This is a genomic window from Streptomyces sp. NPDC002994 (assembly GCF_040611155.1).
Taxonomy (GTDB): domain Bacteria; phylum Actinomycetota; class Actinomycetes; order Streptomycetales; family Streptomycetaceae; genus Streptomyces.
On the sequence record NZ_JBEXNQ010000012.1, the window covers coordinates 126,665 to 139,384 of the forward strand.

Annotated in this window: 10 protein-coding genes, 2 pseudogenes and 1 riboswitch; of the genes and pseudogenes, 1 reads left to right on the plus strand and 11 read right to left on the minus strand. The window is 69.2% G+C overall.

Annotation, left to right across the window (positions count from 1 at the left end; translation table 11 throughout):
• Window positions 1-26: 26 nt before the first annotated feature.
• The 7 genes from ABZX79_RS18065 to rpsB form a co-directional block, all read right to left on the minus strand.
• Window positions 27-1,124 (minus strand): thiamine ABC transporter substrate-binding protein, encoded by a 1,098-nt coding sequence (locus ABZX79_RS18065; protein ID WP_355257974.1) that lies wholly within the window; start codon window positions 1,122-1,124, stop codon window positions 27-29.
• 73 nt (window positions 1,125-1,197) lie between these two features.
• Window positions 1,198-1,301: riboswitch (TPP riboswitch) on the minus strand.
• 39 nt (window positions 1,302-1,340) lie between these two features.
• Window positions 1,341-2,447, minus strand: coding sequence for a 23S rRNA (adenine(2503)-C(2))-methyltransferase RlmN (gene rlmN, locus ABZX79_RS18070; protein ID WP_355257977.1), 1,107 nt, complete (start codon window positions 2,445-2,447; stop codon window positions 1,341-1,343).
• A gap of 79 nt (window positions 2,448-2,526) precedes the next feature.
• Window positions 2,527-3,525: a phosphatidate cytidylyltransferase gene (locus ABZX79_RS18075; protein WP_355257980.1), complete on the minus strand. Its 999-nt coding sequence runs from the start codon at window positions 3,523-3,525 to the stop codon at window positions 2,527-2,529.
• Window positions 3,525-4,082: a ribosome recycling factor gene (gene frr / locus ABZX79_RS18080; protein ID WP_355257983.1), complete on the minus strand. Its 558-nt coding sequence runs from the start codon at window positions 4,080-4,082 to the stop codon at window positions 3,525-3,527. The genes ABZX79_RS18075 and frr overlap by 1 nt, the downstream gene beginning before the upstream one ends.
• Before the next feature lie 124 nt (window positions 4,083-4,206).
• A complete protein-coding gene (gene pyrH / locus ABZX79_RS18085; protein WP_355257986.1) occupies window positions 4,207-4,986 on the minus strand; it encodes a UMP kinase in 780 nt (259 codons plus the stop codon).
• A gap of 157 nt (window positions 4,987-5,143) precedes the next feature.
• A complete protein-coding gene (tsf, locus tag ABZX79_RS18090) occupies window positions 5,144-5,980 on the minus strand; it encodes a translation elongation factor Ts (RefSeq protein WP_355257989.1) in 837 nt (278 codons plus the stop codon).
• A gap of 101 nt (window positions 5,981-6,081) precedes the next feature.
• A complete protein-coding gene (rpsB, locus tag ABZX79_RS18095) occupies window positions 6,082-7,032 on the minus strand; it encodes a 30S ribosomal protein S2 (RefSeq protein WP_355257992.1) in 951 nt (316 codons plus the stop codon).
• Window positions 7,033-7,383: 351 nt separating this feature from the next.
• Here rpsB and ABZX79_RS18100 point away from each other — a divergent pair.
• Window positions 7,384-7,818 (plus strand): annotated as a pseudogene (locus ABZX79_RS18100) (M23 family metallopeptidase); the annotation flags it as partial.
• Between the two features lie 224 nt (window positions 7,819-8,042).
• On the opposite strand, the gene ABZX79_RS18105 reads toward ABZX79_RS18100, so the two are convergent.
• From ABZX79_RS18105 to ABZX79_RS18120, 4 genes and pseudogenes are all read right to left on the minus strand, one after another.
• Window positions 8,043-8,600 (minus strand): TetR/AcrR family transcriptional regulator, encoded by a 558-nt coding sequence (locus ABZX79_RS18105; protein WP_214976790.1) that lies wholly within the window; start codon window positions 8,598-8,600, stop codon window positions 8,043-8,045.
• A 119-nt stretch (window positions 8,601-8,719) separates the two neighbouring features.
• Window positions 8,720-9,556 carry an RNA polymerase sigma factor WhiG gene (gene whiG, locus ABZX79_RS18110; RefSeq protein ID WP_355257995.1) on the minus strand — a complete coding sequence of 279 codons (837 nt, stop codon included), beginning with the start codon at window positions 9,554-9,556 and terminating at the stop codon, window positions 8,720-8,722.
• A 240-nt stretch (window positions 9,557-9,796) separates the two neighbouring features.
• Complete coding sequence (dprA, locus tag ABZX79_RS18115) at window positions 9,797-11,005, minus strand: DNA-processing protein DprA (RefSeq protein ID WP_355258293.1); 1,209 nt, start codon at window positions 11,003-11,005, stop codon at window positions 9,797-9,799.
• Between the two features lie 68 nt (window positions 11,006-11,073).
• Window positions 11,074-12,456, minus strand: a pseudogene (locus ABZX79_RS18120) (ATP-binding protein); the annotation flags it as partial.
• Window positions 12,457-12,720: the final 264 nt, after the last annotated feature.

The following is a 12,720-nucleotide window of genomic DNA, read 5'->3' on the forward strand; positions in this document are numbered from 1 at the left end:
TCTGGTCGCCTTCGCCTTCGCCTTGATTACTTCAGGACGAGCGAGGACCACGACTTGACCCACTGCTCACGGTTGTCGGCGATCTTGTCCGGGGCCACGGTCTGCGGCTTGTCGACGACCACGCCGTGCTTCGTGAACAGCTCGGGCAGCTTCGCGTCCTTGACCACCGGGTTCACGAACATGTTCAGCGGCATGTCCTCCTGGAACTTCTGCCCGATGAGGAAGTCGATGAGCGCCTTGCCGCCCTCCTCGTTCTTCGCCCCGGTCAGCAGTCCGGCGAACTCGGTCTGCCGGAAGCAGGTGCCGGTCGCGACGCCGGTCGGCGCCTCCTTGGGCTGCGGCTCGGCGTACAGCACCTCGACGGGCGGGCTGGAGGCGTACGAGACGACGAGCGGCCGGTCGGCCTTGGCCTTCTTACCGCCGGCAGACCCCGAGAACTCCTCGTTGTACGCCTGCTCCCAGCCGTCGACGACCTTGACGCCATTCGCCCTGAGCTTCTTCCAGTAACCCTGCCAGCCGTCGTCGCCGTACTGCCCGACCGTGCCGAGCAGGAAGCCGAGGCCGGGCGACGAGGTCGCGGCGTTCTCGGTGACGAGGAGGTTCTTGTACGCCGGCTTGATCAGGTCGTCGAAGGACTTCGGCGGCGCGAGCTTCTTGTCGGCGAAGTACTTCTTGTCGTAGTTGACGCAGATGTCGCCGGTGTCGACAGGCGTGACCCGGTGCTTTCCACTGTCGAGCTGAACATCTTCCGGTACCCCGTCGAGCCCCTTGGCCTCGTACGGCGTGAAGATTCCGTTGTCCAGCGCCCGCGACAGCAGCGTGTTGTCGACGCCGAAGAAGACGTCGCCGCGCGGTGAGCCCTTGGTCAGGATCTCCTGGTTGAGGGCGGCGCCTGCGTCCCCGCTCTTGAGAACCTTGACCGTGTAGCCGGTCTCCTTGGTGAACGCCTTCAGTACGGCGTCGGAGGCGTTGAAGGAGTCGTGGCTGACGAGCGTCACGGTCTTGGACTTCTGCTGCCCGTCGCCGGACCCGGAGTCGTCCTTGCCGCCCCCGCATGCGGCGAGCGTAGAGACGCCGAGGGCCGCGGCCAGAGCCGTGACCGCGAACTTCTTGGTGGTGCTCACTGAATTCCTCCTGGGATGGCACATCCAGGAAGAGACGCGGCCCTGCCCGCAGAAAACGGGCAGGGCGCAACAGCTCGAGTAGCGACCGAACTTCCTACCCAGAATGACCTGGGCAAGGTTCAGAGGGTCTGCGGCGTACCGCACTCTCAGCGCTGTGGCGCTCCCCTGTCGGAATATGTAAATGTGCGGCCCACGTTACACGGGCCCCTCACCGGCCTATCGCTCGGTGGCCGCCAGCTGTCCGCACGCTCCGTCGATCTCCTGGCCACGGGTGTCCCGTACGGTCACGGGCACGCCATGGGCTGCGATCGCCTCGACGAACGCCTTCTCGTCCTCGGGACGGGACGCGGTCCACTTCGAGCCCGGGGTCGGGTTGAGCGGGATCAGGTTGACGTGCACCCGCTTGCCCTTGAGGAGGCGGCCCAGCAGGTCACCGCGCCACGCCTGGTCGTTGATGTCGCGAATCATGGCGTACTCGATGGAGCTACGGCGGCCGGACTTCTCGGCGTACTCCCATGCCGCGTCCAGGACCTCACGCACCTTCCAGCGCGTGTTGACCGGCACGAGGGTGTCGCGCAGCTCGTCGTCGGGCGCGTGCAGCGAGACGGCGAGGCGGCACTTGAAGCCCTCGTCGGCGAACCGCAGCATCGCGGGCACCAGGCCCACGGTCGACACGGTGATGCCGCGCTGCGACAGCCCGAGCCCGTCCGGCTCCGGGTCGGTCAGCCGGCGGATCGCACCGACCACACGCTTGTAATTGGCGAGCGGCTCACCCATGCCCATGAAGACGATGTTGGACAGCCGCGCGGGGCCGCCGGGAACCTCACCGTCGCGCAGCGCGCGCATGCCGTCGACAATCTGGTGCACGATCTCGGCGGTCGACAGATTGCGGTCGAGACCGGCCTGCCCGGTGGCACAGAACGGACAGTTCATGCCGCACCCGGCCTGGGACGAGATGCACATCGTGACCCGGTCCGGATAGCGCATCAGGACGGACTCGACGAGCGTCCCGTCGTGCATCTTCCACAGGGTCTTGCGGGTGGTGTCGTCGTCACAGCTGACATGCCGCAGCACGGTCATCAGCTCGGGCAGCAGCTCCGCCTGGAGCTTCTCGCGCGCGCCGGCGGGGATGTCGGTCCACTCCGCCGGGTCGTGCGCGTACCGCGCGAAGTAGTGCTGCGAAAGCTGCTTGGCGCGGAACGGCTTCTCACCGATCGCGGCCACGGCCTCGCGGCGCTCGGCGGGCGTGAGGTCGGCGAGGTGCCGCGGCGGCTTCTTGGCTCCGCGCGGCGCGACGAAAGTGAGTTCTCCAGGTACAGGCATGGTCTTACCAGTGTCGCAGACATACAGAAAGGGTCCGTCGCCCTGTGGACGACGGACCCTTGACAGCGAAAACCCAAGCTCAGCCCGTACCGACGAAGATCACCAGCAGCAGCCAGACCACCGGAGCGGTCGGCAGCAGCGAATCCAGCCGGTCCATGATTCCGCCGTGGCCCGGCAGCAGCGTGCCCATGTCCTTGATGCCGAGATCGCGCTTGATCATGGACTCGCCGAGGTCACCGAGCGTCGCACTCGCGGCCACCACGAAACCGATCACGAGTCCCTGCCACCAGGTCCCGTCGTGCACGAGGAACTCCATGCACACCGCGCCCGCCGCCATCGCGAAGGCAACCGCGCCGCCCAGCCCTTCCCGGGTCTTCCCGGGACTGATCCGCGGCGCGAGCTTGTGCTTGCCGAAGCGCCAGCCCACGGCGTACGCCCCGGTGTCGCTGACCACCGTCAGCAGCAGGAAGGTGAGCACCCGCTGCGCACCGTCGTCGGCCGCCAGCATCATCGCGACGAAGGTCGCCAGGAACGGCACGTAGAACGCCGCGAAGACGCCCGCCGTAACGTCCTTGAGGTAGCCCTCGGGCGACTCGGTCATCCGCCAGACCAGCACCGCGAGCGCGGTGAGCGCCATGGCGACCCACGCGCCCTCCGCGCCCCTGACGTACCCGGCCACGATCATCGCCGCGCCGCCGACCGCGAGCGGCACCAGCGGAGCCTTGATCCCCTTGCGCTCTTCCAGCCGCGAAGTCAGCTCCCACAGCCCGACCACCACGGCGACCGTTATCACGCCGACGAAAGCGGCTTTCCAGATGAACAGCGACGCGACGATCACCACGCCGAGTCCCGCGCCCACCCCTATGGCGGCACGCAGATCACGCCCCGCACGCTTCTTCTGCGGGGGCTGCGGCGGGGTGGGCATGGGCTCCTCGGGCGGCACGATGGGCATGGGGCGAGTCTGCTCGGCCTGCTGCGCATCGTAGGCGGGACCCGCCGGGGCAGGCCCCTGGTCGGAGGGTCCCCACGCAGCGGCGTGGCCGCCGCGCGCCGGGGCCCCCCAGGAAGAGTCGTTCATCAGACCTCGAGCAGCTCGGCTTCCTTGTGCTTCAGCAGCTCGTCCACCTGCGCGGCGTACTTCGCGGTGGTGTCGTCGAGCTCCTTCTCGGCACGGCGGACCTCGTCCTCGCCGGACTCCTTGTCCTTGACGAGCTTGTCGAGGGTCTCCTTGGCCTTGCGGCGGACGGCGCGGATCGAGATCTTGGAGTCCTCGGCCTTGGTCTTGGCGACCTTGATGAACTCCTTGCGGCGGTCCTGCGTCAGCTCGGGGAACGTCACCCGGATGATGTTGCCATCGTTGCTGGGGTTGACGCCCAGGTCGGAGTCGCGGATCGCCTGCTCGATGTTGCGCAGCGCGCTCTTGTCGAACGGCGTCACGATCGCCATCCGCGGCTCGGGGACCGAGAACGAGGCGAGCTGGTTGATCGGCGTCAGCGCACCGTAGTAGTCGGCCACGATCTTGTTGAACATCGCCGGGTGCGCACGGCCGGTGCGGATCGCGGCGAAGTCCTCCTTGGCCACCACGACGGCCTTCTCCATTTTCTCCTCGGCCTCGAGGAGGATTTCTTCGATCACCACTGCTCCTGCATGTCTTGAGTGGGCCCGGAACTCAGCATTCAGGCCCGGCGTAACCCGCGTCTTGTCCTGCACGGTGTCCGACCGCCAGGGCTTTGTCTATCCCCTCACAGGGCGCTTCGGATCAGCTCCGGGTGCCCTGCGCGCTCACGAGGGTGCCGATCTTCTCACCCTTGACGGCGCGCGCGATATTGCCCTCGGCCAGCAGCTCGAAGACAAGGATCGGAAGCGCGTTGTCGCGGCAGAGGGTAATGGCAGTGGCGTCGGCGACCTTGAGGTCGCGGGCGAGCACCTCGCCGTACTCCAGCGCGTCGAACTTCACCGCGTCCGGGTTCTTCTTGGGGTCGGAGTCGTAGACGCCGTCCACACCGTTCTTGCCCATGAGCAGGGCCTCGGCGTCGATCTCCAGGGCGCGTTGCGCCGCGGTGGTGTCCGTGGAGAAGTAGGGCATGCCCATACCGGCGCCGAAGATGACGACGCGGCCCTTCTCCAGGTGGCGTACGGCGCGCAGCGGGATGTACGGCTCCGCGACCTGGCCCATGGTGATGGCGGTCTGGACGCGGGAGTCGATGCCCTCCTTCTCCAGGAAGTCCTGGAGGGCGAGGCAGTTCATGACCGTACCGAGCATGCCCATGTAGTCCGAGCGCGCCCGGTCCATGCCGCGCTGCTGGAGCTCGGCACCACGGAAGAAGTTGCCGCCGCCGATGACGACGGCGATCTCGGCGCCGTCGCGTACGACCGCGGCGATCTCACGCGCCATCTTGTGCACGACGTCGGGATCGACGCCGAGCCCTCCACCGCCGGCGAACGCCTCACCGGACAGCTTCAGCATGAAGCGGCCGACCTTTTTGCCGTTGTCGATCTTGTCGTCGGCAGACTGTTTGGCGTCCGCGCCCTGTTTCATGGAGATCTCCTCGTGCACATACGAAGAAGGCCATTGCCGGTGGATCCTCGCGGTTCCCTCACGGCAATGGCCTCCTCGTCAGATCTGCGGTCGTCCGGCGCGCACGCGGACGACTGCGTCAGACCCTATCGGGGTCTTGGGTCGATCGCGTACGGACTCAGCCGCCGACGCGGATGCGCGAGAAGCGCTTCAGCGTGACGCCGGCCTCGTCCAGAACCTTCTGGACGGACTTCTTGTTGTCCTTGGCGAACGGCTGCTCCAGCACGACGACGTCCTTGAAGAAACCGTTGACACGGCCTTCGACGATCTTCGGCAGAGCCGCCTCGGGCTTGCCCTCCTCGCGGGAGGTGGCCTCGGCGACGCGACGCTCGTTCTCGACCGTCTCGGCCGGGACCTCGTCGCGGTTCAGGTACTTCGGCGAGAACGCGGTGATGTGCTGAGCGACATCCTTCGCGATCTCGGCATTTTCCTTGTCCAGCTCGACGAGCACGCCGACCTGCGGCGGGAGGTCGGGCATGGTGCGGTGCATGTACGCGGCAACGTAACCGCCGGTGAACTGCGCGAAGCGGTCCAGGACGATCTTCTCGCCGAGGTTGGCGTTGGCCTCGTCGACGTACGCCTGGACGGTCTTGCCGGGCTCGATCTCGGAGGCGAGCAGCGCCGCGACATCGGCCGGGGACGTCTTGGCGACGTGCGCGGCGAGCGTGTTGGCGACGGCCTGGAACTTGTCACCCTTGGCGACGAAGTCCGTCTCGCACTTCAGCTCGAGCAGGACGCCGGAGGTCTTGTCCTCGGAGATGAGGGAGACGACGGCACCGTTCTCGGCAGAACGGCCTTCGCGCTTGGCGACGCCCTTCTGACCCTTGATGCGCAGGGCCTCGACGGCCTTGTCGACGTTGCCGTCGGCCTCGTCGAGCGCCTTCTTGCAGTCCATCATGCCGGCGCCGGTGAGCTCACGGAGCTTCTTGACGTCCGCGGCGGTGTAGTTCGCCATGATTTGTGAATCTCTCTCGAAGTCGAAGCGAAGATCTACGGGTGGCGGCGGGGGCGGGCGCTCGTCGCGCCCTCCCCCGCCGTCGTCAACCGTGACGGGTGTCAGGCCTGCTCGGCCTCGGCGGCCGGGGCAGCAGCCTCGTCGGCCTGCTCGGCGTCGACGGCCGGAGCGGCAGCCTCGTCGGCCTGCTCGGCGTCGGCGACCTTCTCGGTCTCGGCGGAGGTCTCGACAGCGGCCTCGGCGTCGGCGGCCGGAGCGGCCTCATCAGCCTTCTTGTCGCCCTCGAGCAGGTCGCGCTCCCACTCGGCGAGCGGCTCGGCAGCGGCCTTCTCGCCCGGCTTCTGGTCGCCGGTCGCGGCGCCGGAACGGGCGATGAGGCCCTCGGCGACGGCGTCGGCGATCACGCGGGTGAGCAGGGTGACGGAGCGGATCGCGTCGTCGTTGCCCGGGATCTTGTAGTCGACCTCGTCGGGGTCACAGTTGGTGTCGAGGATCGCGACGACCGGGATGTGGAGCTTGCGCGCCTCACCGACGGCGATGTGCTCCTTCTTGGTGTCCACGATCCAGACGGCGCTGGGCACCTTGGACATCTCGCGGATACCGCCAAGGGTCTTCTCCAGCTTGGTCTTCTCGCGGGAGAGAACCAGGAGCTCCTTCTTGGTGAGGCCGGACGCGGCCACATCCTCGAAGTCGATCTGCTCAAGCTCCTTCAGACGCTGAAGGCGCTTGTAGACGGTGGAGAAGTTGGTCAGCATGCCGCCGAGCCAGCGCTGGTTGACGTAGGGCATGCCCACGCGCGTCGCCTGCTCGGCGATCGCTTCCTGCGCCTGCTTCTTGGTGCCGACGAACATGATGGAGCCGCCGTGGGCGACGGTCTCCTTGACGAACTCGTAGGCGCGGTCGATGTACGACAGCGACTGGAGCAGGTCGATGATGTAGATGCCGTTGCGCTCCGTGAAGATGAATCGCTTCATCTTCGGGTTCCAACGACGGGTCTGGTGACCGAAGTGGACGCCGCTTTCCAGCAGCTCCCGCATCGTGACGACGGCCATGGCCGTACTCCTTGAGTTACTCGGTTTGCCGCGACCGCAGGATTGCGGTCACGCCTGACGCCCCATGCGCCGTGCCACAAGGGACCGAGCGGCGCGGCCACCGACCGCAAAGAGGGTGTGGTGGCGGGGCGTGCGAAGTCGACCCGGTGACCCGGATCGCCACAAGAAGTGTACGGGACCTATGCGGTGCCGGGTGACGGCGATGTCCACAACCGGCCGCCAATCCACAGATCGGGGCCATGATCCCCACGAATCGCCCGATCACGCGACGGTTCGGTCATGCACCCCATGACGGCGCTGGTACTGATCCTCATGACCGCGATGTCCACCCGGCTCCCGGAGGCGGCGGTGTGGCCGGTGGGCGAGCGCCCCCTGGTCGTACGGGCCTGGGAGCCACCCCCGTCCCCCTACGCGGCGGGCCACCGCGGCGTGGACCTGGCGGCGGCGCCGGGAGACCCGGTACGGGCGTCATCCGCCGGCCGGGTCTCGTTCGCGGGCCCGGTAGCCGGACGCGGAGTCCTGTCCATCACCCTGCCGGACACGGGCGACCCACCCCTGCGCACGACGTACGAACCGGTGCGCGCGCTGGTGGCGAAGGGCGACGAGGTAACCGCGGGCCAAGTGGTGGCCGTACTCCAGCCCGGCCCGTTCCACTGCCCGACCGCCTGCCTGCACTGGGGCCTACTCCGAGGCAAGACCTACCTGAACCCCTTGATGCTGCTCCCACCCCATCTGCTCCACCGGGGTCCGCCACGGCTGCTGCCGGTCTTCGGCTTCCCGCAGCCTCCGGCGCCGACGGCAGCCGACCCGACCGACGGGCAAAGTCCAGCCCCTCCGGCGTTTGAGGAGCGGGGTCTGGGGCTGGCCCCAGCTACCCCCGGCCCCCTTCGGCCCGTCCGGCGTTCGAGGACACGCCCGGAGGGCGTCTGTGCGGTCTGGGGTCTGGGGCTTGCCCCAGTTCGGGACGAGGGCGGGGTGGGGAAAGGACCGCCGCAGGCGCGAGCCGAGGGTCAGCCCTGGACGCCCCGCAGCGCCATAGCGACAGCCGTATCCGCGATCACGCCCGGATCCTCGGCCGCACCAAGTTCAATACGACGCACCGCAGCGTCAACAACCCCCTGAAGCATCATCGCCGCCAGCCGGGGCTGCTCATGCCCCAGCTCCCCCAGCGCCGCGACGATCATCGTCACCAGCCCACCGTGCGCAGCGCGGATCTTCTCCCGCGCACCCGCATCGAGCTCACTCGCGGAGATCGCGACGACGGCCCGGTGACGCCGGTCGCCGACCAGGACCAGCTGCGCCCGTACATACGCCTCGACCTTGCCCGCCGGCGTATCGGCCGACTCCATGGCGTTCTCGACCTCCGCAGCCCAAACCGGGAAGTCGACCGCACACAGCTCCTCAACCACAGAGGCCCGCGATCGGAAGTACTCGTACACGGACGACCGGGCGAGCCCGGTGCGCTCAGCGAGGGCGGGGAAGGTCAGCGCTTCCGTACCGCCTTCGGACAGCAGGGAGCGGGCGGCGTCCAGCAGGGCGCCGCGCTGCATCGTCCGGTGCTCGGCCACCGAGGCCGCTCGAATCCTTGGCACGGTCCCACTCTACGGATGAGCCGCCGCGATGACGACGCACCCGACGACGTAACGGACGACTCAACGAGCGCGGCAGGGACGATTCAGCGCCGCGGTCAACGCCCCGCGTCGGCCAGCTTCGCCCTCAGCTGGAGGACCGATTTCGTGTGGATCTGGCTCACCCGGCTCTCGGTGACCCCCAGCACATTGCCGATCTCAGCCAGCGTGAGGCCTTCGTAGTAGTACAGCGTGACCACGGTTTTCTCCCGCTCGGGCAGCGTATTGATCGCCCGGGCCAGCAGCCGGCGCAACTCCCGGTCCTCGGCCACCTCGACCGGGTTGTCGGCGTGCGTGTCCTCCAGCGTGTCCATGAGGCTCAGCCGGTCGCCACCCTCACCCCCGGCGTGCAGCAACTCCTCCAGGGCGACGACGTTCGCCAGCGACAACTGGCTGAAAACAGCATGGAGTTCTTCGAGCAGGATGCCCATCTCCGAGGCGACTTCGCTCTCGGAGGGCGTACGGCGCAACTGCGCCTCCAGCGTCGTGTAGGCGCGCTCGACCGCCTTGGCCTTCTGTCGCACCGAACGCGGGATCCAGTCCAGCGCCCGCAGTTCGTCGATCATGGCGCCGCGGATGCGCGTGATCGCGTATGTCTCGAACTTGATCGACCGCTCGATGTCGAACTTCTCAATGGCGTCGATGAGCCCGAAGACTCCGGACGAGACGAAGTCGGCCTGCTCGACATTGGGCGGCAGCCCGACGCTCACCCGCCCCGCGACGTACTTCACCAGCGGCGAGTAGTGCAGGATCAGCTGCTCCCGCAGCCGCTCGTCGCCCGTGGTCTTGTACGACCGCCACAACTCGTCGAGCGACGAGGGTGCGGGGGGCCGCACGCTGCCACGCGCCGCGTGTGGCACTGCCGCGCGGTCAGACCCGGAGGTGTGCTGGGGCATGCGTTGCCTTGAGCCGTTCTGCTGTGACGTCGGGGGGATCGTGCGTCTGGGCGGGAACCTCGTGAGCGTAGCGTGACTGAGGTGTCGCAGTCCGCGCAGGATATGGGATGCCCCCCTTCAAGATGAATGCCGTGAGGCACACCCCGCCCCGGGGCCGTCAACGTGTACGACAGCCCCGGAGAGCGGTCCGGGAGGGCTGAGAAGGTCATCACCAGTACCTTTTCACCCGAATGCCGCTGGTCAAGTACCGCCTCGCCGCACGTTCGCATGGTGTATGGCCCCGGGCGTCAACTGCCAGCCGTCACCCCTGCGTTCAACGAACCCCAAGGAGTGCAGTTCGTACAGCTTGCCGAGCGCGTCGTCGGGGGTGGTCCCCGCTCCGCGGGCGACGCCGCGCGCGTCGACGGAGCCCCGGGCCGGCAGGGACTCCAGCACGAGTGCCGCGAGGGGATCCAGCAGATCCCTGGGCAGTACGGGCCCCCGGCGCGCCGGGGCCAGATCGCCGATGTCCCCGACCAGTTCCACCACCTCCGCGGCGTCGGTGACCAGCACACCCTCGCCCCGCAGCAGTTCGTGCACGCCGGCCGAGAGTCCACTGGTGGCGGGGCCCGGCACGCCCATCGTGAAACGCCCGAGCCGCTGCGCGCTGCGCGCCGTGACCAGCGAGCCACTGCGGTACTCCGCCTCCACGACGACCGTGCCCCGGGTAAGGGCCGCGATCACCCGGTTCCTGAGGATGAACCGGCTGGGTGTGGGATGCCCGCCGGGCGGCAACTCGCCGACCACCAGGCCCTGTTCGGCGATGCGTCCGATCAACTCCGCATGCCCGCGCGGATACACCACGTCGACCCCGCACGCCAGCACCGCCACGGTGGCGCCGCCTGCGGCCAGCACCCCCCGATGGGCGGCGCCGTCAACCCCGAACGCCGCCCCGGACACCACGACCCAGCCGCGCTCCGCGAGCCCGGCGCCCAGTGACGCCGCCATGTGCGCGCCGTACGACGTGCAGGCCCGTGCCCCGACGAGGGCGACGGACCGCAGCGCCCACATCCGCAGATGCGGCCGCCCCCGCACCCACAGCCCGACCGGTCTGCCGTCACCCAGGTCGTCGAGCTGCCCGGGCCACTCCTCGTCGCCGGGGCAGACGAAGCGGCCGCCGACCTCGGCCACTGCCGCCAGGTCACGCACGGGGTCGGCGGCCGCCGCCCGCATCCGGTAGCCGCCGAGCCGCTTCCCCGTCACGCCGGTCAGCACCTCGGCCGCATCGTCGAAATCGAGCGAGGTCAGCCTGCGCATCAGCTCCACCGCCCCGCACTCCCGAAGCCACCGCCCGCCGACCTCGTCCCCGGGCTCGATGACCCGGGTCAACGCCGCTCTCGCCAGCCTCTCGAGATCGCCCACTGCCTGGCCGGATCCCTGCCCCAAGCCGCCGACCGCCCCCTCGGACATCACCTCGCCAGTCCCCTCGCCCGTTCCCACACCGGTTTCCTCGGCGGTCTGTTCGCCCGCTCGCCCGCTCATCCCGCGCCTCCCATCAGCGCGGGCGCGCCCCGCGCGATCCCCGTACGCAGCTCCAGCGCCAGGTCGACATGGCCTGCGTCGGGCCGGTCGCGGCCCGCCAGGTCTGCGACGCTCCAGGCCACGCGCAGCACCCGGTCGAGGCCACGGGCCGTCAACAGCCCGCGTTCCATGTCCCGCTCGGCCGCGCCGAGGGCGCCGGCCGCCGGTTGCCAGCGCGTACGCAACTCGTGCCCCGGCACGTCACTATTCGTGTTCCACGGGGTGCCCTCCAGCCGCGCCGCCGCCCGCGCCCTCGCTTCCCGCACCCGCTCCGCGACCACCGCCGTCGGCTCACCCCGCCCGCCCTGGCCCAGCAGATCGGCCCGCCGCACCGGCTCCACGCCCACCCGCAGGTCGACCCGGTCCAGCAGCGGCCCCGACAGCCGCGCCTGGTACTTGCGGATCACCGACGGCGGGCACTCGCACCCCGAGCCGTTCAGGGTGTGCCGTCCGCAGGGGCACGGATTGGCCGCCAGGACCATGAGGAACCGGGCGGGCAGCCGCACCACACCCCCGCTGCGCGCCACGACCACGTGCCCGGACTCCAACGGCTGACGCAAGGAGTCCAGTGCCCGCCCGCTGAATTCTGGAGCCTCGTCCAGAAAGAGAATCCCGCGGTGCGCCAGCGAGACGGCCCCCGGCCTCGGCAGTCCGTTGCCGCCTCCCACCAGCGACTGCATCGTCGCCGAATGGTGCGGGGCGCAGTACGGCGCTGTCCTGACCAGCGGCTCGCCGGGCGGCAGGATGCCCGCCACCGAGTGCACGGCGGTCACCTCCAGCGACTCCTGCCGGGTCAGCGGCGGCAGGACGGCCGGCATCCGCTCAGCCAGCATCGTCTTGCCCGCGCCCGGCGGCCCGTGGAGCAGCAGATGGTGGCCACCCGCGGCAGCGACCTCAAGGGCGGTACGAGCCGCGTGCTGCCCCGCGACATCCGCGAGGTCCGGGCCGCCGTCACCTCCTCGGTCGCCGATGGCCAGCCCGGTCCCCACCCCGGCGCCCGGCACCATCAGCCCCGCGAGCATGGCGTCGGGCCGCCCTTCCTCGTCCCGCGCCTCCTCCGGCACTTCGGCCCCGGTCAGTACGGCGATGAGCTGGCGCAGGCTCCGCACCCCGAGAACCGAGACCCCGGGCACCAACCCGGCCTCCGCCGCCGTCTGTTCCGGTACGACGACCTGCCGGTACCCGGCTTCGGCCGCGGCGAGGACGGCTGGCAGGATGCCGCGCACCGGCCGGACCCGCCCGTCGAGTCCCAGCTCCCCGATCATCACCAGATCTGTGATCTCCCGGGGATCGATCCGCTCCGCCGCCCCCAGCACGGCCACCGCGACAGCAAGATCGAAGGCGCGCGAAAGACACTCTTAAAATTCAGTCCGGGGGTGCGGTCTGGCCGTGTCCTCGGACTGGGAGGGGTCGGCGCCAAGGATCCTTGCGTGCCCGTGGGCGAGGTGGCGATTGATCTCGGCGGTGAGCGCTGGGGTCAGCGGCTCATTGGGCCGCACTACCAGCAGTGTCTCGTCTGGCCGTTGCACTCGGACCACGCCGGTCCCCTCGGGGACCAGCTCGCTCAGCTCGACACGCAGGCGTACGTGACTTCCGCTGTCCTC